Here is a 26,149-nt window from a genome sequence, read left to right as displayed (position 1 = left end):
TAGAAGAGAAATTAAGGAGGAATTACGACGGATCCGACGCTTGCGGAGAATGTGCCCAATCTATCCGTGTGCGTTAAATTATTGATATTTAAGCGATAGCCAGATGGCGCGGTTTCCCGCAGGTGAATTACAAATTGTCCATGTCGGAAAAAGGCCACAATTTCCGAACTTTCCTGACACAATTGCCTGCGAGCCTACCACCGGATCGGTGATGCGGTGACAAGCGATGAGCCTTTCATTTCAGACCATGGCGGCACTGCGGTTCGGCTACGGCTTTCGCCCGAGCGAAACGCCACCTGCCGACAGGGACGCGTTGCTCGACCCGATGCGCGTGGCCGACAGCAACTGCCTTTTTCCGGTGGGCGGCATCGATGCGCGCCGCCAGGCGATCCGCAATGTGGCCGACCGTCTCCGCGACATCCGCAGCAGCGACATCGATGATGCTGCCAAGCGGGATGAGCAGAAGGCTGTCTTCAAAGAACTTCAGCAGAGCTACCAGCGCGATGCCGATGCGCGCATCGCCCAGGCCGTCTTCTCGCCGAACGGCTTCTACGAGCGGCTGGCCGCTTTCTGGACAAATCATTTCTCGGTGAGTGTCGACAAAACCCAACCGATGAAACTCATCGTTCCCCTGTTCGAGGCCGAGGCGATCCGGCCCCATATCGGCGGGACGTTTCCGGATCTGCTGCGCGGCGCTACCCAACATCCGGCAATGCTGATCTATCTCGACCAGGCGCAATCGCTCGGCCCGGATTCTCCCGCCGGCCTCAAACGCAACAAGGGACTGAACGAAAACCTCGCCCGCGAATTGCTGGAGTTGCACACACTGGGCGCCGGCAGCGGCTATACGCAGGACGATGTGCGAGCGGCCGCCATGGTGCTGACAGGCATCACCGTCGACCGGCAGGCGGTCGAGGTCGATTTCCGCAAGGCCATTGCCGAACCCGGCAGCCATCGGGTGTTGGGTGTCAGCTATGGCCGAACCCAGCGATCGGAGCGGGATTGCTTGCAGATGCTCGACGATCTGGCGCTGAACCCGAAAACGGCGGCGCATATCAGTCGCAAGCTCGCGGTCCACTTCATTTCCGATACGCCGCCGCAACCCAGATGTGGCGAAAGACGAATGGTGACCTGATGGCAGTCTATGGCGCGATGCTCGATCATCCCGCCGCCTGGACGAATGAAGCCGCCAAGGCCCGGCAGCCTTTCGACTTTGTCGTAGCCGGCCTGCGGGCGCTCGATCTTCCGAGGAATGCGGCCGCGGGCGCAGTCGTCGATGCGCTTGCCGATGACGAGGGTGCCGGGCAGGCAATGGTCGATGACAATCCGCCTATGCCCGACAACAGCTCCGGCCCGCTCGACAATACAGCCAACCCACCGGATCCGCAGGAGGCAAAACGCCGGCAGGCCGCGATCGACGCGACCTTCTATGTGCCGCGCGGTCTCGGCGTCTACGCGTTGCAGCGCATGGGGCAACCTGTGTGGCGGCCACCCAGTCCGGCCGGCTTTCCCGAGGGTTTCGACGCCTGGATCAATGCCGGGGAATTGTCCGAACGGATTTCCTGGGCGCGGCGCGCAATCGGTCGTTATGGCAAGCAGGATGATCCGAGGCAGTTTCTCAAGGAGACGCTGGCGGACGCGGCTCGCGACGACACGATCCGGGTTGTCACGCAAGCGCCGAACAAGATGACGGGCCTGACGCTCGCGCTTGCTTCGCCCGAATTCAATCGTCGTTAAAGCGAGGAAATATTCCGATGGCAAACGACAAGCCCTTCTCGCTTTCCCGCCGCGGTTTCCTCGCTTCCGCCGGCTGCTTGGCGGCCGCGCCGATCTTTACGCCGGTGACTTTTGCGGCCATGCCCGGAGACAACCGCTTCGTGACCATCGTGCTGCGCGGCGCCATGGACGGGCTCGATCTGGTGCAGCCCTATGGTGAGGCATCTTTCGCCGGTTTGCGACCGGATATCGCCATCGCTCCCGATAACGGGCTTGTTGATCTCGATGGCTTCTTCGGCCTGCATCCGGCGGCGGCGGACCTACTGCCGCTATGGAAGGCCCGAGAACTTGCCTTCGTCCATGCCGTTTCGACGCCTTATCGCGACGCCCGTAGCCATTTCGACGGCCAGGACATGCTGGAATCGGGTGGCGGCCACGTCGCCGAGGAAAAGACCGGCTGGCTGAACCGCGCACTCGGAAGCATCGCGCGCTCGACCGCGCATAAGGCGATCGACATCAACACCTCGACCGAATTGATCCTGTCAGGCCCCAATACGGTCGACGTCTGGGCCTCGGATTCCGGTTTGGGCATGGGTGCGGATGAGATGCAGTTCCTGACACGCCTTTATGCCAACGATCCCGCTTTCGCCAAGGCGATGGATGAGGCGATGCGCGCCGACCAATCGGCGAAGATGGGCGAGGCGCCGGGCGCCAAACATGGCGAACAGATAGCCGATGTCGCAGCGCTTGCCGCCGGGATGCTGCTGCGCGAATACCGCATCGCCAGCTTCTCCATCAACGGCTGGGACACTCATGTGCAGCAGGCAGCCCAATTCCGCAAGGCGGCTGGGGACCTGACGCAGGCGGTGTTGACATTGAAGCGCACGCTCGGCCCGGACGCATGGAAGACGACGGTGGTTCTGGCGATGACCGAATTCGGCCGCACGGTCCGCCAGAACGGCTCGGGCGGCACCGACCATGGCACCGGCGGTTGCTGCCTGCTGGCGGGCGGCGCCATCAATGGCGGCCGCGTACTCGGAAAATGGCCGGGAATTAAGGACGAGCACCTCTTCGAGAACCGCGACCTGATGCCCACCGCAGACGTGCGCGAGATAGCCGCCGCCATGCTTTACCGGCAGTTGGATGTCGGCGCCGACGACCTCAATTCGAAGATCTTTCCGGGCCTAAGCTTCGACAAGTCCTCACAGTTCCTGAAGGTGTAATTCCTCCGCTGACGGTTCGATTCCCATCTTCTCAGGCGCGACCTTCCCCGATCAGTGGAAGCGCTCTCAGCATGTCTCTGATGGCGATAGCGTCCCATGGCAGGTGTTCGGTAATTCCAAGCCCCACCACGTCCACCTCTCTGGCTACGTCGTTCAAAAGACGAACCACTTGGGCAATGGTCATTCTACCTCGTGGAACTCCCTCGAACGCGTCTGAAGGTGCATTCGGCATCGCGAAGTTGAGGGAACGGAACTGGACGGGATCGATGACATCGAGGTCAAAATGGATGGCAACATGCCGGGCGCCCGTCGAACGAAGCCATTCGATCACCGGTTGGCTGGTGTCGATCAATTGGGACGGCGTCGCCATGCTGAGCCCCAGCCTTTCAACGATCTCCCATTCCTCAGGCGACATATCGTAGAGCCCTGCATACATCACCTTCTCAGGCTTGACCGGCCGGGCCACCCTATTCGTGAAATCCGGATCGCCCTCTCCCATCAAATTGCCCAGAACCATCGCGTGCGCATGCACGAAATGCTTTGGCGTCATCACATCGGGATGAGCATCGACCCAAAGCACGGCCAAATCGCCCTCATACCGCTCATTGAGGTATGCGAACGGGGCGAGATCGACAAGGCAGTCGCCACCCAGAACGACAATCCTGTCGGGCATTTCCTTCCTGAGGATCTGGTCTGTCGAATCCAGTTGCCGAAGCAATGCACTCCGCGCGACGATGCCGTCTTCGAGAGGAAGTTCGGAACCATCGGGCTCCGGCACTTCGACCGTCGCGACCGGCCCTGCGGCCGCCGGGGCAAGCCACGCCAGCAACTGTGCCCCGAAATGATAGGCTTCCAAATTTCCCCCTTGCCATTGGGGGATGTGCAAACGCAGAGTTTTCGTACTCATTTGTTGCTCCGAGCTCTGTTCGTGGAGCGCCGGCTGCTCTTCATTCGACCATCCAGGTCGGCGCAGCCGTCACGCCCGTATCATCTTCCAGCTTCTGACCTCGAAGGGCAGGATATCGGGACCCGCATCGCGTTGGGCCGGCTCCTCCATCAGATTGACGGCTTCGCTGATTGTCCAGCCGTTTGCCGGGATGACGGCAAGTCCGCCGCGTCGGCCGGCCGGTTCGTAGACGCGCAGCACAAGCCCGTCGCCATCTTCGGCCGGCTTGATGGCGGAAAGCGCGACCGGCGTGCCCGTCACGGCAATCGGAGCGAGCGTCGTCTCCGCGAGACCAGCTGCCGTCGCGACGATCAGCGGCTGATTGAGGTCGTCGGCCTCCTCCCGCACACGACCAGAATGCCATTCGCCGGTGTGCGGCAGCAATGCGTAGGTGAAGCGCTGCACACCCTCGTCCGCCATCGGATCGGGATAGATCGGCCCACGCACCAGGCTCATGCCGAGCACGTTGCCGCGGGCACTATGGCCGTATTTCGCGTCATTGAGCAAAGCGACACCAAAATCCGGTTCGCTGAGATCGATAAAGCGATGGGCGACCGCCTCGAACATCGCAGCATCCCAGCTCGTATTGGTATGCGTCGGGCGGCTGACGACGCCATAGGCGCATTCGAACGTGGCGGTGCGCGCCCGCGTCGCAACCGGGCTCAGCGAGCGCAGCAAGGTGCGGCGATCATGCCAGTCGATTTCAGTTTCGATATCCAGCCGCTTGGCGTTGGCCGTCAGCACATAATGTTGCACGATGCTGGAGTCGCGATAGCGATGGACGACCTTGATCGCGGCTCGATATGGACTGTTTTCGACGAGTTCGATGCTTTCCGGCTTGTCGAGACAAACGCCCTTTTCCGGATAGTCTGCATCGATGTCCCAGGCATCCCAATTGCGCGGCTTGTCGAGCGGATAGACCCAAAGCTGATTGGCGGGTTCCGCTAGCGCCTCGCGGCCGGTCGCTTTGTGCACAAGGCTCTGCACGGCTCCATCCGCGCCGATGGTCACGGCGAGATGCTCATTCTCCAGCCGGTTCGCTTCGGCGTGCAAACCACCGGCTGGTTTCAATGCGGCGCGGTCGAATACATGGATGGAAAGCGGCGAGACTATGTCGCCGGTGGAAAGGACCGTGCCGTCGGCGAGGAGCGCGCGCAGCGGCCGGGCATCCAGCGACGGATTGACGACGACGAGAGCATCCGCAACACCGCCCTTCGGCAGGGCCGAAACAATGGCGTCCACAGCGTCGTTTTGAGCCATCTTGGCATGATCGATGACGGTGGAAAGCTCGCGCTCGGCATCCTGATAGACCTCGCGAATGCTCGATCCGGGCAGGATATCGTGGAACTCGTTTTTCAACGTGACACGCCAGTCAGCCTCCAGGCTCTGCGGCGCGGCGCCACCGATCATATGGGCGATCGATGCCAGGGTTTCGGCTGTTATCAACGCCCGCTCCGCCCTGCGATGCAGCCGCTTGACACCACTCTGGCTGGTCAGCGTCGCGCGATGCAGTTCGAGATAGATTTCCCCGGACCACGTCGGAACATGCTTTTCCTTCGCCGTGCGATGGGCACTCGTGAAGAAATCGGCGACCTTGCCCCAACGGGCCTTCGGGATGGCGGGGAAACTGCGCAACTGCACTTCGCGCTCGACCATCTCCGGCGTCACGCCGCCGCCGCCATCGCCATAGCCGACTGCAAGAAGCGAACTATCATGCAGGGTTTTCGCCCGGAAGTTCTTCCAGGTCGGCACGAAGCAATCCGGCTGGACAAAGCCGTTATAACCCTGCATCGGATTGTCGAAAGTATGCGCCAGCACCCGGCTGCCATCCAGACCTTCCCACCAGAAGAGATCGTAGGGAAACCGGTTGGTCTCGCTCCAATTGACCTTGATGGTGAAGAAACTCTCGATGCCGCCCTGGCGCAGCAACTGCGGCAAGGCACCGGAAAAGCCGAAGCAATCCGGAAGCCAACAGACCGTGTGACGCGCACCGAAAGTTTTTTCGAAATAGCGCTGGCCATAAAGAATCTGCCGCACCAGGCTTTCGCCCGTCGGCATGTTCGTGTCCGGCTCGACCCACATGCCGCCAATCACTTCCCAGGAGCCATCGGCCACTTTTTCCTTGATGCGCGCAAGCAATTGCGGGTCGTCAGCCTCCATCTGCGCATAATAATGCGCCGTCGACTGGTTGAAGCGGAAATCGGGCGAGCGATCCATCAAGGACAGCGCCGTGTGGAAGGTCCGGCGCATCTTGCGGCGCGTCTCGTCATAGGGCCACAGCCACGCAAGATCGATATGGGCATGGCCGGTCAGCAGCAATTGGCCGTTTTGCGGATAACGCTCCTGCAGCGTCTTCAGGCGGGCAAGCAGGCCGTCATAGGCTGCAACGACAGAGGCGCGCTCGGCCTCGGAGAGACCCTGCGGGCTTTCGACCAGCTCGGGCAATTCCCAAATCTTTTGTTGCCATTCGGCGTTCGCCGTGCGGGAAACATAGGAAGCCGTCGCGGAAGGCCAGTCGAGGCTGCGCAGCGCCGTCTCGGCGGCATCAAGCAGATGCGGCACGACGTCGTGATCATCAAGCGCCTCGATAGCCTCTACTATCTGCCGCAACAAAAGGTTCAGCCGGTGCACGGGAATGTCCAGCCAGGCGAGCCGCGCCCGGTTTAACTTCGGCTGGCGGTTCGGTTCGCCGAATGGGAAACGGGCAACGCTGTCCGTCGTGATCGAGAGACTGCGATCCTTCAGCGCGAATTCCTGATGATAGGGATCGAGCCCGAAGCTCTCGCCCCCGCCGCCTTCATAAGCGAGCGTAATCAGGCTCTCGCCGCCGAGATCGAGCTGGAGGCGGATTTCCTCCAGGGGCCAGTCGGCGGGTACGTTTGCTTGCGAGGCGAAATGCACCACGCCCTTGCGATGAGGCCAGGCCTGACCGATGGCGATATCCTCGCCCTCGAACGTCCAGTTGTCGATCGCAAGTACAGCGCGTTCGCGCCAATGGCTGAGCTCTGCGGTGCGTACCTTGAGGCGGTCTAGGCGCTGGGCGATGGTGAGCTGCATGGCATGTCCTACTTGGTTGATGTCAGGCCGGGACCGCACGGGCGGTCATGGCGTCGCGAATGAGGCATTGCAAAGCAGGAAGGATGCTGAAGGCGGGATCAGGCTGATGTGATCGGCAAAAGCAGATGGGAACGGCCACCGGAGAAACCTTCCTCGGCCGGGACTTTGGTGCCTGTGCTCACTCGACGGTCTCCTCCTCCTGCGTGAAGCAGGCATAGATTATGGCGAAGAGCAGACCGATGACCAGTCTCAAAATGGAAGCAATTTTTCGGGCTTGTCTCCTCACCCGCGCCAGACGGCGAGATGCGCGGCGGGGCAATAAACCCCGCCGCTATTGCTCAATGTCTCGGTATACGTGGCAAAAAGATTGTGAACAGACCGAGCAGCGGCAGATACGAGCAGATCGTATAGACGAAGGAAATCCCGTGCGTATCGGCAAAATCGCCGAGAAACGCCGCGCCAAGCCCCCCTGCCCCGAAAGCGAAGCCGAAGAATATGCCGCCAATCAGCCCGACGCGGCCGGGGATCAATTCCTGCGCGAAGACGACGATAGCCGGGAAGGCCGAAGCAAACACCAGCCCGATCACCACCGTCAGGACGCAGGTCCAGAACAGGTTCGCATAGGGCATCATCAGCGCGAAGGGGATAACGCCCAAGATCGAGAACCAAATCACGAAGCGCGCTCCGAGACGGTCTCCGACCGGACCGCCCATGATCGTTCCGACCGCGACTGAACCGAGAAAAAGGAACAGCATCAATTGCGCGTCGCGAACGTCGAGATGGAACTTGTCGATGACGTAGAAGGTGAAATAGCTCGATATGCTCGCCATATACACGTTCTTCGTTGCCGTCAGCAGGATGAGGATCGCAAGCGCCCAGACTGCCTTGTTGCGTGCTATCGGCAAGGCGCGGCTGGGAGCCGGACGCGCGGCATGCTCGCGGCGATGGCTGACATACCAGGTGCCGACCCAGCTCAGGACGATGAAGCCGATGACCGCCAGAACCGCGAGCCAGGCGACGCTCGATTGGCCGTGCTGGAGCACGAAGAAGGCGGCGATCAACGGGCCGATGGCCGAGCCGGCATTGCCGCCGAGCTGGAAGAGCGACTGCGCCAGGCCATGGCGCCCGCCGGAAGCCAGCCGCGCGACGCGCGAGGCTTCCGGATGGAACACCGCGGACCCAAAACCGATGAGGCTCGCCGCGACCATCAGCATGGGGAAGCTGCCGGCATAACCGAGCAGCACCAGCCCTGAAAACGTGCTGACCATACCGACCGGCAGGGAATAAGGCATGGGCCATTTGTCTGTGACAATACCGACGACCGGCTGCAGCAGCGACGCCGTAATCTGAAACGTCATCGTCAGCAGACCGATCTGAACGAAATCGAGGGCGTAGTTCTCCCGGAACATCGGGTAGAGCGACGTCAGCAGCGATTGCATGATGTCGTTCAAAAGATGGCAGACACTGACCGCCACGACGATTGAAATTGTCGTCTTCTCAAATCGGGCCTGCGCGCCCGAAAATGCCGCAACCATTGAGGATTCCTTCCTGCGCCGGCCGATTCTTTCAGCCATGCCGTTTGATCAGCTTTTACACGGCTTGCAGGTGACCTTCTTTCGTGTTTTGGTCCAGTTCTTTCGCGATCGGGCCAAAATGGAAAAGCTCTCTCAAAAGCTGCTGGCGACACTCGACCGAGATCACGAGCAAAATATGCTCTGGATGGAGGGATCGAATGCCGGCGTGCTCGTCCACAGCTCGGAGCCGCCGCAGGGTTACACTGTTCCCTGGCATCATCATCGCCGCACACAATTGCTCTGTGTTTTCGCCGGTGTCGTGCTGATCCTGACGACCCGCGGCCGATGGATGGTGCCGCCCGGCCATGCCTTGCTCATTCCCGTTGGGCTGGAGCACTCCGTCGAGATGCTGAGCGATGTCAGCCTGAAATCGGTCTATGTGATGCCGCGCGACCCGACCCCGCCGGACGAGGCGCCCCGCGTCGTCGAAGTGACGGATCTCGCGCGCAGTCTGCTGCTCGAAGCCATCCGGCTGCGGGAAGCGCCGGTCGGAAATCGCAAGGCTGAACTTGTCCTTTCCCTCCTCATCGAGGAGATTTCGACGCTGGAAGAACGCCCGCTCGGCCTCCCCTTCCCATCCGACCGACGGCTGGCGGCGCTCTGCCGTGAGTATCTGGCAAACCCGACCCCGAATGCCAGATTGGACGACTGGGCCGAGAAGCTCGCAATGAGCCGCCGCACCTTCACCAGGCAATTTCGCAAGGAAACCGGCATCAGTTTCATCACCTGGCGTCAGCAGGCGAGCGTCTTCGCGTGCCTGCCGCAACTTGCGGAGGGGCAGCCGGTGACCAACGTCGCGCTGGAGGCCGGCTACGAAAGCGTTGCCGCCTTCACCACCATGTTCCGCCGCATGCTCGGAACCTCGCCGCGCACCTACATGGTGAACCGCTGGTCTTTCGACCGGCCGTAGAAGTCGCGCAGATATCCCACCTTTACAGCCAAAGACATTCATGGCAGGCATGATCAAAAAAATTTGAGAAAAGCTTTTCTCATCTTGACTCTTCGGATGGGAAAAGCTTTTCTCATCGCAAATAAGTTCGGGAGAGGACATCTGGAAAACCAGCGGATCAGAAACGGTCGGGTAACGATTCACGATGTTGCCGCTGCCGCAGGGGTCAGCATTTCGACGGCGTCGAAAGCCTTGAACAATACCGGGCGGATGGCCGACGACACGCGGGAACGGGTCAAGCGCGTCGCGACTGAGATCGGGTTCCGGCCGAACGCCTTGGCCAAGGGTCTGCTTAGCAATCGGAGTTTCACCATCGGTCTTTTGACGAACGATACCTACGGCCGTTTCACTCTCCCTGTCATGGCCGGAATTACCGAGGCGCTCGTCGATCACGGCGTCTCGGTATTTCTCTGCACGATCGAAGACGATCCTGCGCTCGGAAAGGTTCATGTGGACGCCATGCTGGACAAGAGCGTCGACGGCATCATCGCTTCGGGAAAGAGGATCGACCGCCGGCTACCGGTGGATCTGTCCAACCTGCCCGTGCCCGTCGTCTATGCCTTCACGGAAGGGACACCCGATAGTGTTACCTTCTGCGCCGACGATTTTCAGGGCGCCGCTCTTGCCGTCGAATGGCTGATGGGTCTCGGCCGCCGCCGGATCGCTCATGTCACCGGCCCCGAGAGCTTCGTTTCGGTACGCGAGCGCACAAGGGCCTATCGAAGCCTCGTCGGCGATGCGTTGCCGGTGATGTACGGTACATGGTCGGAAGCCTGGGGCCACGAGGCCGTTGCGAAAATCTGGGATACGCCTGGACTGAAACCGGACGGCATTTTCTGCGGCAACGACCAGATCGCCCGCGCTGTAGTCGACGCCCTGCGCGAGCGCGACGTGCGCGTGCCGGAGGATGTCTCCGTGGTTGGCTTCGACAATTGGGAGATCGTCGCCGCCCAAACACGGCCGCCGCTGACGACGGTTGACATGAATCTCAAGGCACTCGGCCGGGAGGCCGGGCTTACGGTTCTGGCGCTGGCGGAGGGCCGCGCCATCGAACCAGGGATCAGGACATTGCCGTGCGAATTGGTCGTGCGGCAGTCGTGTGGGGGACACCCCGTTCATTAGTTGAGGAAGAGGGGCTGATGGAAATGCCCCATGGGAGGAGAAACATGATGAAGCGACTTCTGGCCGCGACCGGCCTCATATCCTTATGCCTGATGTCCGGCGCGTCAGCCGCCGAAAACATTACGATGTGGGTGCGCTCCGGCATCGGCGATTCCTTCAAGAAGGTCGTCGAGGCTTATAATGCCAGCCACGACGACAAGGTCACCATGACCGAGGTGCCCTTCTCCGAGCTGGTGCAGAAATACGCAACCGCGATCGCCGGCGGGCAGGCGCCCGACGCCTTGTCGATGGACCTGATCTACACGCCAGCCTTCGCCGCCGCCGGCCAGTTGGAAGACCTGACCGACTGGGCCAAGAGCCTGCCCTATTTCAACTCGCTCTCTCCGTCTCATGTGAAGCTCGGCACCTATCAGGACCATATCTACGGCCTGCCGCTCTCGGTCGAGACCTCCATTTTTGCCTGGAACAAGGACCTCTACAAGAAAGCTGGCCTCGATCCGGACAAGGCGCCGACGACCTGGGATGAGATTACGAGCAATGCCGAAAAGATCCGCGCGCTCGGCGGCGATACCTACGGCTTCTATTTCTCCGGTGGCGGCTGCGGCGGCTGCATGATCTTCACCTTCACGCCGCTCGTCTGGGGTGCAGGCGCCGACATTCTCTCGGAAGACGGCAAGAAGGCGACGCTCGACACGCCGCAGATGCGCAAGGCGGTGGATATCTACCGCAACATGGTCAAGAAGGATCTGGTGCCGGCGGGTGCCGCGAGTGACACCGGCGCCAACTTCCTAAGCATCAGCAACGGCAAGATCGGCCAGCAGAGCATCGGCGCCTTCTCGATCGGCACGCTGATCACGCAATACCCCGATATTCATTTCGGTGTGACGCTGATCCCCGGTGTCGATGGCAAGCCGTCCTCCTTTGCCGGCGGCGACAACTTCGTCATCACCAAGGGTACGAAGAAGCTCGATGCGGTGAAGAAGTTCCTCGAATACACCTATTCGATGGACGGTCAGAAGATCATGGCGAAATATGGCAGCCTGCCGACGCGCGGCGATATCGCCGACCAGGTGCTTCAAGGCCTCGATCCGCGCATGCAGGTGGGCCTGAAAGCCATCTCCATCGCCAAGACGCCCTATACGCTGCAGTTCAATGACCTGATCAACAGCGCCAACGGCCCTTGGGCCGGCTTCACCAATGCCGCAATCTTTGGAGACAACGTCGATACGGCCTTCTCCAATGCACAATCGGAAATGCAGTCGATCATCGACAACGCCCAGTAGTAATAAATCATCACAGACCGGGAGGCTTGGCCTCCCGGTTTTCCCCACCAAAACATCAGGAGCATCCCATGGCTGGTCCCGGAGCTATTGCAGCACTGCGGCAGCGCAAGCGGCGTCGACGTGCCGGTTGGCACGGATTTCTCTACATCGCGCCCGCCATGGCGCTGGTCCTGGTCTTCTTTGTCCTGCCCGTGATCTTTACCGGCTGGATGAGCCTGCACAACTGGCCCCTGCTCGGTAGTCCGCGCTGGATCGGCTTCGGCAATTATACAAGGATGGTGTCGGACGTCCGCTTCATGGCGGCATTGCGCTTCACCGCCTATTATACCGTCATCGTCACCATCGCCATTTTCGCCGTCGCCTTCCCACTGGCGTTCTACGTCGAAAAGCAGCGGCGACTCGTTGGTTTTTACCGCACCATCATCTTCCTGCCCGTCGTCGTCGGGCTGGCGACGGCCTCGCTGCTTTGGGTCTGGCTCGCCAACGTCGATAGCGGCTTTTTCGTGCCCGCGGCTCAGGCACTCGGACTGATCGACCGAAGGCCGAACCTGCTTGCCGACTTCGACACCGCCTTTGCCACGATCATCGTGATGGTGGTCTGGAAGATCGCCGGCTTCACGATGATCATCCTGCTCACCGGACTTCAGGCGATCCCCTCCGAGCTGACGGAGGCCGCCCGCATCGACGGCGCCCGGCGTTGGCAGCGCTTCCGATTCCTGACCCTGCCGCTGATGCGCCGGACGATCGCGCTTGCCTTGATCATCTCGATCACCGGCTCGGTGCTTGCCTTCGACCAGTTCTACATCATGACCAGCGGCGGACCGCAGAACCAGATGATCTCAGTCGTCTACTACATCTTCAACCAGTCCTTCGTGTCCTTCAATCTCGGCTATGGCGCGGCGCTGTCGATCGCCCTTCTCGTCATTCTCGTCTTAATCAGCATCGTCCAGCTCTGGCTGCTGCGCGTCGGGGAGGATCGCCCATGAGCATCGCGAACATGAGCACCACAAAGGTGAGAACCGCAAAAGAGCGTCGCGCCCGGCGGAAAATGTGGAGTGCTGTCAGCTATCACGGCGTCGGCGTCATCATCGTCATCTTCTTCTTCGCGCCCTTCGCAATCGCGCTGTTATCATCGTTCCGGCACGGTACGGAGGCGAGCCTTCCGCCTCTGCCGCCGTGGCCGACATCGGGCTTCAGCTTCGATGCCTACCGCGCCCTCGACGGTTTCGGTGCCGGTGTCGTGCAGCATACGCTGAACTCGCTCTTCGTTTCGGTGGCGACGGTCATCCTGACGGTCATGGTCAGCCTGCTCGCCGGCTACGGCTTTTCGCGCTATCAGTTTCCGTTCAAGGGCGCCTTCTTCATTCTGATCATCGCTACGCTGATGATCCCGTTCCAGTCGATCCTGACACCGCTCTTCATCATCTTGGCAAGGCTCGGCCTCAACAATTCGCTGCTCGGGCTGACGCTCGTCTATGTCACCCTCCAGCTACCCTTCTCGGTCTTCATGATGCGCAACGCCTTCGACGCGGTGCCCAAGGAGATCGAGGAAGCCGCTCGCATCGACGGCGCACGCGATCTGAAACTCCTTTTTCGCGTCCTCTTCCCGCTGGTTCTGCCGGGTGTAGCGACCGTTGCGATCTTTGCCTTCCTCAATGCCTGGAATGAGTTCCTGGCAGCGCTGGTACTGCTTTCCAGCAATGAGAAATTCACGCTGCCGGTGCTGATGATCGCGGTTCGGACCGGGCGGCTCGGCGCCGTCAACTGGGGCGCGGTCCAGGCCGGCATTGCCGTCATGACCATACCCTGCGTCATCGTCTTCCTGCTTCTGCAACGCTATTACATGCGCGGTCTGATGGCCGGCGCGGTGAAATGAACCTCAAACGAAACGGATGAAAGCCATGTCAGACAAGCAAAATCGCCAATTCCGCCCCCTGCCCGTTCCGAATGTCGAACTTCACGGCCTTTTCGGTGCCCGGCAGGACGCGATCTGCAACTCCACGGCCGCCACCCTGCTCGACCGCTGCGTCGAGGCCGGCATGGTCAGGGCAATCGACGTCGACAAGCCGAGCCCTGGCATTATCCTGCCGCTGCAGACCTGGTCGGGCTCGACACAGATGTTCTGGGATAGCGATCTCGGCAAATCGATCGAGACCATCGCCTATTCGCTCTATCGCCGCCCCAATCCAGAGCTCGAAGCCCGCGCCGATGCGATCATCGATATGTATGAAAAGCTGCAGCAGGAGGACGGTTACCTGAACGCCTGGTTCCAGCGCGTGCAGCCGGGCCGTCGCTGGACCAACCTGCGCGACCATCACGAGCTCTACTGCGCCGGACACCTGATCGAAGCCGCTGTCGCCTATTATCAGGCGACGGGAAAACGCAAGCTGCTCGACGTCATGAGCCGCTTTGCCGATTACATGATCACAGTCTTCGGCCATGGCGAGGGGCAATTGCGCGGCTATTGCGGCCACGAGGAGGTCGAGCTGGCGCTAGTGAAGCTTGGCCGCGTCACCGGCGAGAAGAAATATCTCGACCTTGCCAAGTATTTCATCGACGAGCGTGGCCAGGAACCGCATTTCTTCACCGAGGAGGCGCTGCGCGACGGCCGCGATCCGGCAAAATTCGTGCAGAAGACCTATGAATACAACCAGGCTCATCAGCCAGTGCGCAAGCAGACAAAGGTCGTCGGCCATGCGGTGCGCGCCATGTATCTCTATTCAGGCATGGCGGATATCGCCACGGAATATAATGATGACAGCCTGACCTCGGCGCTGGAGACGCTGTGGGACGATCTGACCACCAAGCAGATGTACGTCACCGGCGGCATCGGGCCGGCCGCCTCCAACGAAGGCTTCACCGACTATTACGACCTGCCGAACGAAAGCGCCTATGCCGAAACCTGCGCCTCGGTCGGTCTGGTCTTCTGGGCGAACCGCATGCTGGGGCGCGGGCCGAACCGGCGTTATGCCGACATCATGGAACAGGCGCTCTATAATGGCGCCATGGCCGGGCTGTCGCTCGACGGAAAGACATTTTTCTACGAAAATCCGCTGGAAAGCGCCGGCAAGCATCATCGCTGGACCTGGCATAACTGCCCCTGCTGCCCGCCGAACATTGCCCGCCTGCTGGCTTCCGTCGGTTCCTACATGTATGCGGCTGCCGATAACGAAATCGCCGTCCATCTCTATGGCGAGAGCAAGGCCCGCGTTCCGCTTGCAAGCGGCGTGACGGTCGAATTGGCTCAGGAAACGAATTATCCTTGGAACGGCGCGATCCGTTTTGGCGTCAATCCGGACCGCAGCGCCCGCTTCGCGCTATCGCTCCGCATCCCCGGATGGGCTAATGGTGCTACGCTCGCCATCAACGGCGCGCCCATCGATCTTTCCACAATTACCGTCGACGGTTATGCTCGCATCGAGCGGGAGTGGCAGGCTGGCGACAAGGTCGACCTCAACATTCCGTTGATCCCGCGTACCCTGTTCGCCAATCCCAGGGTGCGCCAGGACGCCGGCCGTGCAGCGCTAATGCGTGGGCCGCTGGTCTATTGCGTCGAGACGACCGATAATGGCCGCGATCTCAACGGCATCTCGCTTACCGGCGATCCCGCGTTGGCGCAGACGGCGGAAATTGCCGCACTGGAGGGCGCAGTCGCGCTCGATATTCCGGTGAAGCGCGATGAGTCGGATTGGGGAACGGACCTCTATCGAACGGCGCCGCCGAAGAGCCGCTCCGCCACCGCCCGTTTCGTTCCCTATCATTTGTGGGATAATCGCGAGCCGGGTGAGATGCTGGTCTGGGTCCGCGCCGGCCAGACGCAACACGGAGCCTGACATGGGCAAGAACAGCATGAGTTTGACCGGCGTCCGCAAGAGTTACGGCGGGCTGGAGGTCATTCACGGTATCGATCTCGAAGTGCAGGAAGGTGCATTCGTCGTCTTCGTCGGCCCGTCCGGCTGCGGTAAGTCGACCTTGCTTAGGATGATCGCCGGACTGGAGGAAGTGACCGACGGCGAGATCGCCATCAAGGGCCGGGATGTCACCGATCTCGACCCGTCCGAGCGCGGCATCGCCATGGTCTTTCAATCCTATGCGCTCTATCCGCATATGAGCGTGCGTGAAAATCTCGGTTTCGGGCTGAAAATGGCCCGGACCGATGCTGAAGAGATCGAAGCGCGCGTCAGGGCCGCTTCGGCGATCCTCAAGATCGACCATTTGCTGGACCGTCGTCCCGGCCAGCTTTCCGGTGGCCAGCGGCAGCGCGTCGCCATCGGCCGGGCGATCGTGCGGAAGCCGGATGTCTTCCTGTTCGACGAGCCGCTATCCAACCTCGACGCGGAACTGCGCGTCTCCATGCGCATCGAAATCGCCCGGCTGCACCGCGAGCTCGGCAACACGATGATCTATGTGACGCACGACCAGACTGAAGCGATGACGCTCGCCGACAAGATCGTCGTCCTCAGGGACGGCAAGATCGAGCAGGTCGGCAGCCCGCGCGAGGTCTATGAAGATCCAGCCAATATTTTCGTCGCCGGCTTCATCGGTTCCCCGCGCATGAACATGATCGAAGCCGAATGGGTCGCTGATGGTTCCGCCAAAGTTCCAGGCGGCTCCATCAAGGCGGACGTAGGACAGGCGAACCTTGCGGCCGGCGACAAGCTGATGCTGGGCATGCGTCCGGAACATCTGATTGTCGTATCCGACAATAATGATGCGATCCGCGTGACCGTCGATTTCGACGAATATCTCGGCGGCACGCGCTATCTCTATTGCCAGACGGAGGACGGTCAAAACCTGATCGCGGAATATCGCGAAGGTCCCGATGTTCAGCGCGGCGATACGCTTTACCTGCGCTGCCCGCCGGAAAGACGTCGCTATTTCGACGGACAGGGGAACCGGCTCCGTTGAAGGATCATCTCAAAGCGACGCTGCCTAATCATTTGACGAACAACTAAAATTATGACGATGTTTGCCGGTGGCGCCGGAGCATCTGTTTCGGCGAATGAATTTGGAGGCGGCAGGATGGCCAGACTGACCGAAGACGCCAAGGGCGTCTATGTGATCGCCGTTACACCCTTCACCGACGAAGGCGCGCTCGATTTCGCCAGCATAGACAGCATGGTGGATTTCTACGAAAGCGTCGGGGTGACCGGGCTGACGGTGCTCGGTCAACTCGGCGAGGCGCCGAAACTGACGGCGGAGGAATCGCGCGCCGTCGTCGAACGCGTGCTGAAGCGCCTCGATGGCCGCCTGCCCGTTGTCGTCGGTGTCTCCGCGCCGGGGCTTGCGCCGATGCAGGAACTGGCCGAAGCGGTGATGGACCAAGGCGCGGCGGGCGTGATGGTCGCGCCGCCCTGGACGATCAAGACAGACGACCAGGTCTATGCCTTCTATCAATCGGTCGGTGAAGCATTGGGCGATACACCCTTCGTGCTGCAGGATTATCCGCTGACGACCAATGTCACCATCGCGCCCAAGGTTATCGACCGCATCATCAAGGGCGTGCCGAACTGCGTCATGCTCAAGCATGAGGATTGGCCAGGCCTGTCGAAGATTACCGCGCTGCGTGCCTCCGGCGACAGTGGTGAAACGCGGCGTATCTCTATCCTCTGCGGCAATGGCGGCCTCTTTCTGCCTGAGGAAATGGGCCGCGGCGCCGATGGCGCCATGACCGGCTTCTGCTATCCGGAAATGATGGTCGGCGTCGTAGAGGCCTATGGAGCCGGAAATATCGATCGGGCGCATGAGATCTTCGATGCCTATCTGCCGCTGGCACGCTACGAGCAGCAACAGGGCATTGGCCTCGCCGCCCGCAAATATGTCCTCGCCAAACGCGGCGTCATCAAATCCGCCACCCTGCGCAAGCCCGGCGCCAAGCTTTCGCCGCTCGACGTGAAGGACGTCGAACGCCTGCTTGCCCGGCAGGCGCGCCGTCTTCAGGAGATCGGCGCATGAGGCTGGGGCTGGCGAGCAAGGAGGCACTGGTGCTGGGGTCAAGCAAGAGATTAGGCGCGCGGATCAGGGTCGACGAGGGCACGATCCGATCAATTTAAGACGATGAATATTGGCCAAGGGGGGAGCTTTGGTGGCGAAGACCTATGATTTCATCATTGCCGGCGGCGGTTCGGCAGCTTGCGTCGCCGCCATGCGGCTGGTGCGTGATTTCGGCTTTTCCGTGCTCGTCATCGAACGCGGGCCGCGCAGGACCGCGAAGCTGATGGCCTTTCCCGCGGGCTATATGAAATATCTTGCCCGCGACGATTTCCTTGAAATGCATCACACGGTTCCGCAGCCGCAGCTTGGCGGCCGCGGGCCGATCGTTCCGGTCGCCAAGGCACTCGGCGGCGGCAGCGCCGTCAATGCCATGGTCTACATGCGCGGGCAGAAAGAGGATTACGACGGCTGGGCCGCCCATCTCGGCCATGGGATAGAATGGTCCTATGCCAACATGCTGCCGCACTTCAAAGGGATCGAAGCCAATACGCGCTTCAACAACAGATATCACGGCATATCCGGCAATCTGCGCGTCTCCGAGCCCGGACACATCTCGGACACGACGGAGGATTTTCTGCTGGCCGCGCAAGGGCTCGGTCATCCCTACAATCCCGACTTCAACGGCGTCCGGCAAAACGGCGTCGGCATCATGCAGCACACCTACGGCCAATGGAACGGCAAGATGGAGCGCTCCGATGCCAAGAAGGCCTTCCTCGATCCGCTAGCAGGTGACAAGAGGCTGGAGATCATCACGGATGCCCGCGTCGACCGCATCGTCATCGAAAACGGCCGCGCGACCGGTGTGACCTACACGCGCAATGGAGAAAGCCAGACGATCCATGCAGCGCGGGAAATCCTTGTCGCGGCGGGCACCTACAACAGCGCCAAACTGATGATGCTCTCAGGCATCGGCCCGGCCGATCATCTGCGCGAGCATGATATCGCCGTTACGCTCGATCTTCCCGGCGTCGGCGCCAATCTGCAGGATCATCACGAAGTCCCGGTCATCGCCACGACCAAAGCCAAATCCGGCTATTTCGGCGAGGACAAGGGTTGGCCGATGCTTCGCAACGGGCTGCAATACCTGCTCTTCAACTCGGGTCCAGTCACCACGACGGGCATAGAATCCTGTCTCTTCTACGATCCGGACGGCAGCGAGCGGCCATCGATCCAGCTCTATTGCGCCCCGATCGTCTATCTCGACCGTGACGTTTCCTCGGCCAAGCCCACCTATGGGGTCACCTTCACCTCCTGCCTGCTACGCCCGAAGGCACGCGGCAGCGTCAAACTACGCTCGCGCAACCCGGCGCATCAGCCATTGGTCGACTGCAACTTCTTCGGCGATCCGGACGACCTGCGGCTGACGCTTGCCTCGCTGAAGGTCGCCCGGCAATTGCTGGAGACGGAACCGTTCAAATCGAAGATCGCGGACGAAATCCTGCCCGGCCGAGCGCTGCAGGACGAAGAGGCCCTGACCAAATTTGCCGGCCAGACCGTCAAGACGAATTACCATCCTTCCGGCAGCCTGCGCATGGGACCGGACAACGATCCGATGTCGGTGGTCGACGGAAAGCTGCGCGTGCGCGGCGTCGAAGGCCTGCGGGTTATCGATTGCTCGATCATTCCCTTCATCCCGTCGGGAAATACCAATGCGCCGGCAATGGCGATCGGCTCCAAGGCAGCGGAGATGATCGGAAAGAGTTACTGAAGTTCGCCAGTTCGGATGCTTCAAGTTCAGACCGCTTCAGAAACAACAGGTTACACCGCTTTGTTGATGCGCACCGGAACCGACTTATAAGACGGCGTGCCGCTTTCCTTGTCCTGATAGTCGATCGGGATCAGGCAGTTTGCCTCCGGATAATAGGCGGCGACCGAACCCGACGCGATGTCGTAGGAGATCGCTGTCAGTTTCAGCAGCCGCTTGTCGCCCGAAGGCAGCGCTGTCTCGATCTCGACGAGATCGCCATGCTCCAGCCCCTTCGCCGCCAGATCGCGGTCATTCATGAACAATACGTCACGGCGGCCGAAAACGCCGCGATAGCGATCGTCTAGACCATAGATCGTCGTGTTGTATTGGTCGTGGCTACGTATCGTCGCGAGTTTGAGCAGGCCGGCGTCTGCCACTGCGACATCCTCGTTGAGCCCCTGGAACAGCAGGAATTCCGCTTTGGCGGAAGGCGTCTTCCAAATGCGCTCGGTTGGACCAAGAGGCAGGCGGAAACCACCCGGTACACGGATGCGCTCATTGTAGCGCGCGAAATCGGGAAAGACGATTTCGATCTTGTCACGAATGCGATCATAGTCGGCTACCAGGTCCATCCAGGCGACCTTGCTATTGGGCAATGTTGCCTGCGCCATACCGGCAACGATCGCCGGTTCGGAACGCAGATGGTCCGAGGCCGGCTTCAGCTTGCCGCGCGAGGCATGCACCATCGACATCGAGTCTTCGATCGTCACCGATTGCGGCCCGGAGGACTGGATATCCTGCTCGGTGCGCCCAAGCACCGGCAGAATGATCGACTCCCTGCCGATCAGCAGTTGCGAGCGATTGAGTTTGGTATTCATGTGAACGGCGAGATCGAGCTTGCGCATGCCCGCGGCGCAGAGTTCCGGGTCCGGCAGCGCGATCGAAAAATTGCCGCCGAGGCAGAGCAGCACCTTCGACCGCCCCTCCGCCATCGCCTGCATTGCCGCAACCGCATCGTGACCATGGTGTTCGGGCGATTTGAAGCCAAACGCGCGCTCGATGCCGGCAAACATCGCAGGATTGGGCCTCTCGCTGATCCCGACCGTGCGATTGCCCTGCACGTTGGAATGGCCGCGCAACGGGCAGATGCCGGCGCCGGGCTTGCCGAAATTGCCGCGCAGCAGCAACAGATTGGCAATCTGCTGCACATTCGCAGTACCCTTGGCGTGCTGGGTGATGCCCATGCCGTAGGTGACGATCGTGGCATTCGATTTAGCATAAGCGGCTGCGACCCGTTCCAGCTCTGCCCGCGCAAGGCCGGAGGCCCTTTCGATATCGGCCCATGCCGTCTGCTTGAGATCAGCGGCGAAGGCATCGAAACCGTTAGCGTGTTCGGCGATGAAGGCACGGTCGACAACGTCTTCCGACGCCTCGGCCAACTCCAATATTGCCTTCATGATGCCTTTCAGCGCCGCCGCATCGCCGCCGATCTTCACCTGATAGTAGGAAGAGGCAATCCGCGTCGAACCGAAAGTGCTCATCTCGATCGGGTTCTGCGGATCGGCAAAGCGCTCGAGCGCCCGTTCCTTCAGCGGATTGAAGACGATGATCGGCACGCCGCGCCGCGAGCATTCATGCAGCGTGCCCATCATGCGCGGATGGTTGGTGCCGGGATTGTGGCCCATGGAGATGATCAGCTCGCAACGGTCGAAGTCCTCCAGCGATACCGTGCCCTTGCCGATGCCGATCGATTGCGGCAGGCCTACGCTGGTCGCCTCGTGGCACATGTTGGAGCAATCGGGGAAATTGTTGGTCCCGTATTCGCGCGCAAAGATCTGGAACAGAAAAGCGGCTTCGTTGGAGGCGCGGCCGGACGTGTAGAACTCCGCCATATTTGGATCTGGCAGGCTGCGCATGATCTCGCCGATGCGGGCAAACGCCGCGTCCCATTCGATCGGCCGATAGGTATCGGTTACCCTGTCATAGACCATCGGGTGCGTGAGCCGCCCTTCATTTTCCAGCTCGTAATCGCTCCATTCGAGCAGTTCAGTCACGGTATGCTTGGCGAAGAACTCGGGCGTCACGCGCTTGTTCGTGGCTTCCCAGGTGACGGCCTTTGCGCCGTTTTCGCAGAACTGAAACGTCGATGTGTGTTCCTTGTCGGGCCAGGCGCAGCCGGGGCAATCGAAACCATCAGGCTTGTTGGTGCGCAGAAGAAGCAGCGGCGCTTCCGTGACATCCATCTGCTCGCGCACGGCCTTGGCGGTCGCCCTCAAGGCACCCCAGCCGCCCGCGGGATTGCTGTAGGTACGAATTCCCGGAACTTCGCGCTTCTTCGCCATAGCACGCTCCTTTGGTTGCCCGCCCGAGACCCGGGAATGAGACTAGCCGATTGACGAGTATTTGCACATTGAGAAGCAGCGAGCGATAAACCCATTGTGCATTTCGCTGCATTCCGAACCCGGCGAAACCCTCAATTCTTGAAGACGAAACAAGCGCCGCCCTTTTGGCGGACTTGAGCGCAAACGGCATCTGCCTCATCACGCGTCTGCCGGCCGATACGGGCGGCGTATCGGATGCGGAAACCGAAATCTGCATTGCGCTGGCGCACGATAAGCGGCTTTTCTTCATTCAATGGAGATGGAAGCTTGCTGATGTCTTCGGAGAAAAGCCGCCGGACGGTATCGAGTTGGAGGTGCTCCGCAAGCTGGGCGCCCCAGGGCGCCCAGGGTCGCTCCTGCTCCAAAGCGACCTGCTTCAGCCGGCGGCTGCCGGCAAGCGCCATGCAGGCCTGCGCGAAAGGCTTGCCTTTGTCGAGTTCCGGCGCGACGGTATCGGGCGGGTCATCCTTCCATTGCTCGACCGTGTGTGCCGTGATGGCAATCACATAGCTGCGTGTCTCATAGGGAAGATTGCCGGAATTGAGGAAATTTGCGAGGCCGTTTTCGCCGGCATTATAGGCGGCGGCGGCCAAGCCGAGATTGCCGAAACGGTTGCGCAATTCGTCCAGATAGGCCGCCGCCTTGCCCAGTGCCTCCAGCAGGTCGTAGCTGTCCTGAACGCCGCGCAACCGTGCTGTCCCCGGCATGAACTGCGCAATGCCTCGCGCGCCCTTCGGGCTGATCGCATCGGGGCGAAATGTGCTCTCGCGCCAGATGAGCCTGGCGAGATAATCCGATGGCAGATGATTGGCGTGGGCAAAATAGTCGATCGCGTCGCAGAGGTCGCGATTGTAGCTCTCCGTGCGGATGCAAAGTGTCTTGCCGGTATCCGTTACCAAAGGTCCGGAAATGCAGGCCGGTGACGCAACGCTCCATTCAGGCTGGGCCTTCGCGGGGCAAGCGGCCGAGACGACGAAGCCGGACGCAATAACAAAACCTGTGACCCTTACGACAAAGCCGGACCGATGCTGGTTGCCTGCCATCCCTGCGAAACCCGTTTGAAATCGAAATCGCTAGATTGCCTTCTTGATAGCATCGATGCGCGACGACGAAAACTAGGAAGCTGCTGGAGGCTTCCGGATAACCTCCGTTCAACGGTCGGCTATGGCCTGAAAGCTTCGAAGATCAATGCCCGCAGCCATCGATGGACAGGGTCTGCGTCCATGCGCGGATGCCACGTCTGCGCGATGACGAAGCCGGGGGTGGCCACTGGCAGCCCAAACATCTCGATCTGGCTCGCAACGCCCGGCTGGCAATACGAACGCGGCACCAATCCGATAAGATCGGATGCTGCCGCGACGGCGATAACTGCCGGATAGCTCGGCACGACGAGGTTGACCTTTCGCGAAAGGCCGAGTTCGGCGAGAGCTTCGTCAACGGGACCCGTGAAATGCCCTCGCCTGGAGGAGATGACATGTTCGCACGCCGCGTATCGCTCGGGGGTTATATGCTCCGCCCTCAAAAGAGGATGTCCAGCCCGCGCCACGCCGACAAAGGAGTCCTCAAACAGTGTTTGCCCGCGCAACTCCGCGCCATCACCCGAGATGACCCCGATGTCCAGGTCAATCGTTGCATCCCTCAGGGGCTGAATTTCCTTGTTTGGCTTGGGCGCGAAACGCAGCCGCACACCGGGCGCGGCATTCGTGACGGCGATACTGAGGCGCGCGGCATGTAAGAGCACGAATGCCTCGTTGGCACGGATCGTGAAATCGCGTTGCAGCTCGCGAATTTCGACCGCTGGCTGCGGGCTAAGCACGGCCTGGACAGCAGCGGTCAGCGAACGCACCTGGTCTGCCATCGCCTCGGCATGGGGTGTCGCGACCATCGCACGGCCGGCCGGAACCAGAATGGGATCGCTCAACGCTATCCGAAGCCTCGACAACGTCCGGCTCATGGCGGACGTACTTAATCCGAGCTTTCGCGCGGCAGCCGATACGCTCCGCTCACGAAGCAAAGCGTCCAGGGCTACCAGCAGGTTCAAGTCGACATCGGGCATAGGCTGGTTTTAACGAGGCGAGGCGTTCGACGCAACGCTCAGTTTCCTGTGTTGCGTCTGGCGCAATTCATGCACCGCGGATATCCATGGCGCAAACAAACGAACAAAGTGAGCTTCTATGTCCGTAGCATCAATCGGTACCACTGCCCATGACGGACTGCCCTATCCGCAACGATACGTGGCCGTTGCCGTGCTTCTTATGACGCTCGTCCTTGTGGTGTTGGACGGAGCCATTGCCAATGTCGCGCTGCCATCCATCGCGGCCTCGCTTGGTGCCGATGCCAGCGACACCGTCTGGGTCGTATCCAGCTACCAGCTCGCTGTGCTTGTCGCCCTCCTGCCCTGCGGCGCGCTGGGCGAAATTTACGGGCCGCGACGAGTCTTCCTGATGGGTGTCGCTCTGTTCACGCTAGCTTCGGCAGCCTGTGCCTTCGCCGAAAATCTGCCGGTTCTGGTCGCGGCGCGATTTGCTCAGGGATTGGGTGCCGGCGCGATCATGGCCCTGGCGATGATGAACCTGCGCTTTGCGGTGCCGCAACAACTATTGGGAACGATCATCGGCATCAACGCGATGGTCATTGCCATTTCGTCGGCCGCAGGGCCAGGTGTCGCCGGGGCAATCCTCTCTGTGGCCAGTTGGCCTTGGCTGTTTGCCGTCAACATACCGCTTGGCGCAACCGTCCTCCTGTGTGGCAGGCTTCTAGGCCATTTACCAGGCATGAAGCGACAATTGAATGTTGCGGCGCTGCTGGCCAACACGCTGATGTTCGTTTTGTTCTTTTGCGGCGCAGATCGGATAGCCAGCGCACCGATCAGCGGCGCCGTGTTGATTGGCGGCTCAATTCTCTCTCTCGTCGCGCTGCTACGCCTTGAGCGCAAGAACACTGCGCCGATTGTTCCGACGGATCTATTGGCCGATCCTGCCTTTCGGGTTGCCGTCATCGCGTCAGTCGCGTGTTTCACCGGCCAAATGCTGAGCTACGTCGCGCTGCCGTTCTACCTGCAGCACACTTTGCACATGCCGCCGGCGCTGGCGGGGCTCTACATGATGCCTTGGCCCGCCGCGACCATCATCATCGCTCCCATTTCCGGGCGGCTGGCCGGTCGCATCAAGACGGCGTGGCTCTGCGCCACTGGCGGCGCGCTCCTTGCCGCAGGCCTTTTCATTGCGGGTCTAAGTCCCGCCGATCCCCGGGGAATTGCATTTCTGGTGGGTACGGTGATCGCCGGCGTCGGGTTCGGCCTTTTCCAGACCCCAAACAACCGCATTCTCCTTCTTACCGCACCGAAGGCGCGCAGCGGTGCTGCGGGAGCCATGCAGGGCACGGCACGTCTGCTCGGGCAAACTTTTGGCGCCATTTGCATGTCGATCATTTTCGAAACCATGCCGCAGACAAGCGCACCCAGCTTCGCACTTGTCTTGGCCGGCATCTGCGCGGCGGTCTCTAGCTGCGTCAGCTTCAGCCGCGCGCGCTATGAAACAGTCGGATAGAGATCTTACGCCCGGAATGTTTTCCCAAGCTCAGTGTCGGACAAATCGTAATAATGACGAAAATTGTAAACCAGCGGAGACCATTTATGCGGATCGATATGATCACTATCTCCTTTCAAGAACTCTTCGCAGGCATGTACGCGCACGATCTCGACAACCGCAACGAGGCCGCCTCCAAGTTCAGCCAGTTTTGTTCCGCCCATTTCATGACGTGACAAGACACGGGCTTCCATTTGAACCGGGCATTCTGCAGCCCGGACCGGGCGAACCAGCTCACTGTCGCGCCTGGAAAATCCCGCTGCTGCAAATTTGTCTTTCTCCGTCCTGAATTGTTTGGACTTCAGTTCGGGCACAGGGTCTTTGCCCGTCAGCGGCGCAAGCTTCTCGACCATCTGCCACATTGAGGGAGAAGGAAGGTTTACGACGCATTCCGGGTGCCGCGCGAGATTCTCCGCGAGCTTGGCATCATTCAACAGGCCAAGCGCCATCGTCCAGCCAAGTGCCCAAAATGACGAGATCGGTGACAAATTCGTCGAACCATCCTCGTTCAAGCTGCTGATTAGTGCGATAGGTGTTCCAAAATACAAGATTTTTGGCTCAACGGTTCTCACTTCGTCCTCCTGAAACAGGATACGTCCGCATCACCATAAGTGATTTTCGCTCGGCAAT

At 60.6% G+C, this 26,149-nt stretch carries 18 protein-coding genes and 1 pseudogene; 12 read left to right on the top strand and 7 right to left on the bottom strand.

Going from position 1 to position 26,149, the window contains the following annotated elements; translation table 11 throughout:
* The first annotated feature begins 226 nt into the window (after positions 1-226).
* Together QA648_RS23985 and QA648_RS23980 are read left to right on the top strand one after the other, a co-directional pair.
* Positions 227-1,737: pseudogene (locus tag QA648_RS23985) on the top strand (DUF1800 family protein).
* A 17-nt stretch (positions 1,738-1,754) separates the two neighbouring features.
* Positions 1,755-2,939, top strand: coding sequence for a DUF1501 domain-containing protein (locus QA648_RS23980; RefSeq protein WP_283053955.1), 1,185 nt, complete (start codon positions 1,755-1,757; stop codon positions 2,937-2,939).
* A gap of 31 nt (positions 2,940-2,970) precedes the next feature.
* On the opposite strand, the gene QA648_RS23975 is transcribed toward QA648_RS23980, so the two are convergent.
* The 3 genes from QA648_RS23975 to QA648_RS23965 form a co-directional block, all read right to left on the bottom strand.
* A complete protein-coding gene (locus tag QA648_RS23975) occupies positions 2,971-3,846 on the bottom strand; it encodes an arginase family protein (protein WP_104826807.1) in 876 nt (291 codons plus the stop codon).
* Between the two features lie 69 nt (positions 3,847-3,915).
* Positions 3,916-6,942 (bottom strand): glycoside hydrolase family 38 C-terminal domain-containing protein, encoded by a 3,027-nt coding sequence (locus QA648_RS23970; protein WP_283053954.1) that lies wholly within the window; start codon positions 6,940-6,942, stop codon positions 3,916-3,918.
* 338 nt (positions 6,943-7,280) lie between these two features.
* Positions 7,281-8,477 (bottom strand): MFS transporter, encoded by a 1,197-nt coding sequence (locus tag QA648_RS23965; protein ID WP_104826809.1) that lies wholly within the window; start codon positions 8,475-8,477, stop codon positions 7,281-7,283.
* Between the two features lie 118 nt (positions 8,478-8,595).
* On the opposite strand from QA648_RS23965, the gene QA648_RS23960 reads away from it, so the two are divergent.
* From QA648_RS23960 to QA648_RS23920, 9 genes are all read left to right on the top strand, one after another.
* Positions 8,596-9,426, top strand: a complete 831-nt coding sequence (locus QA648_RS23960; protein WP_104827884.1) for a helix-turn-helix transcriptional regulator — start codon at positions 8,596-8,598, stop codon at positions 9,424-9,426.
* A gap of 96 nt (positions 9,427-9,522) precedes the next feature.
* On the top strand, positions 9,523-10,587 hold the full coding sequence (locus QA648_RS23955; RefSeq protein WP_283053953.1) for a LacI family DNA-binding transcriptional regulator: 1,065 nt from the start codon (positions 9,523-9,525) through the stop codon (positions 10,585-10,587).
* Between the two features lie 44 nt (positions 10,588-10,631).
* Positions 10,632-11,870: a sugar ABC transporter substrate-binding protein gene (locus tag QA648_RS23950; protein WP_260305131.1), complete on the top strand. Its 1,239-nt coding sequence runs from the start codon at positions 10,632-10,634 to the stop codon at positions 11,868-11,870.
* 68 nt (positions 11,871-11,938) lie between these two features.
* Positions 11,939-12,856: a sugar ABC transporter permease gene (locus QA648_RS23945; protein ID WP_104826811.1), complete on the top strand. Its 918-nt coding sequence runs from the start codon at positions 11,939-11,941 to the stop codon at positions 12,854-12,856.
* Between the two features lie 26 nt (positions 12,857-12,882).
* Positions 12,883-13,746: a carbohydrate ABC transporter permease gene (locus tag QA648_RS23940; RefSeq protein ID WP_260305236.1), complete on the top strand. Its 864-nt coding sequence runs from the start codon at positions 12,883-12,885 to the stop codon at positions 13,744-13,746.
* Positions 13,747-13,771: 25 nt separating this feature from the next.
* Positions 13,772-15,703 carry a glycoside hydrolase family 127 protein gene (locus QA648_RS23935; protein WP_260305133.1) on the top strand — a complete coding sequence of 644 codons (1,932 nt, stop codon included), beginning with the start codon at positions 13,772-13,774 and terminating at the stop codon, positions 15,701-15,703.
* A 1-nt stretch (position 15,704) separates the two neighbouring features.
* The gene (gene ugpC / locus QA648_RS23930; RefSeq protein ID WP_283053952.1) at positions 15,705-16,778 is read left to right on the top strand and encodes a sn-glycerol-3-phosphate ABC transporter ATP-binding protein UgpC; all 1,074 of its coding nucleotides are present in this window, start codon (positions 15,705-15,707) and stop codon (positions 16,776-16,778) included.
* Positions 16,779-16,892: 114 nt separating this feature from the next.
* Positions 16,893-17,825 carry a dihydrodipicolinate synthase family protein gene (locus QA648_RS23925; protein WP_283053951.1) on the top strand — a complete coding sequence of 311 codons (933 nt, stop codon included), beginning with the start codon at positions 16,893-16,895 and terminating at the stop codon, positions 17,823-17,825.
* 190 nt (positions 17,826-18,015) lie between these two features.
* Entirely contained in the window at positions 18,016-19,572 is a 1,557-nt protein-coding gene (locus QA648_RS23920) for a GMC family oxidoreductase N-terminal domain-containing protein (RefSeq protein WP_283054260.1), read from the top strand.
* 50 nt (positions 19,573-19,622) lie between these two features.
* On the opposite strand, the gene QA648_RS23915 is transcribed toward QA648_RS23920, so the two are convergent.
* The 3 genes from QA648_RS23915 to QA648_RS23905 all read right to left on the bottom strand — a co-directional run bounded on the left by QA648_RS23915 (position 19,623) and on the right by QA648_RS23905 (position 23,988).
* Positions 19,623-21,893 carry an FdhF/YdeP family oxidoreductase gene (locus QA648_RS23915; RefSeq protein ID WP_283053950.1) on the bottom strand — a complete coding sequence of 757 codons (2,271 nt, stop codon included), beginning with the start codon at positions 21,891-21,893 and terminating at the stop codon, positions 19,623-19,625.
* A 131-nt stretch (positions 21,894-22,024) separates the two neighbouring features.
* Positions 22,025-22,975: a lytic transglycosylase domain-containing protein gene (locus QA648_RS23910; RefSeq protein ID WP_283053949.1), complete on the bottom strand. Its 951-nt coding sequence runs from the start codon at positions 22,973-22,975 to the stop codon at positions 22,025-22,027.
* A gap of 119 nt (positions 22,976-23,094) precedes the next feature.
* Entirely contained in the window at positions 23,095-23,988 is an 894-nt protein-coding gene (locus QA648_RS23905) for a LysR family transcriptional regulator (protein ID WP_283053948.1), read from the bottom strand.
* Between the two features lie 190 nt (positions 23,989-24,178).
* Between QA648_RS23905 and QA648_RS23900 the strand changes: the two genes are divergently transcribed.
* On the top strand, positions 24,179-25,480 hold the full coding sequence (locus QA648_RS23900) for an MFS transporter (protein WP_283054259.1): 1,302 nt from the start codon (positions 24,179-24,181) through the stop codon (positions 25,478-25,480).
* A gap of 5 nt (positions 25,481-25,485) precedes the next feature.
* Here QA648_RS23900 and QA648_RS23895 read toward each other — a convergent pair whose 3' ends face one another.
* Positions 25,486-26,091 (bottom strand): flavin reductase family protein, encoded by a 606-nt coding sequence (locus tag QA648_RS23895; protein ID WP_283053947.1) that lies wholly within the window; start codon positions 26,089-26,091, stop codon positions 25,486-25,488.
* Positions 26,092-26,149: the final 58 nt, after the last annotated feature.

The sequence above is a fragment of the Rhizobium sp. CB3171 genome (assembly GCF_029714265.1).
Classification (GTDB): domain Bacteria; phylum Pseudomonadota; class Alphaproteobacteria; order Rhizobiales; family Rhizobiaceae; genus Rhizobium.
The sequence above is the reverse complement of the archived record's forward strand: the minus strand, read 5'-3'. Positions and strand labels throughout refer to the sequence as shown.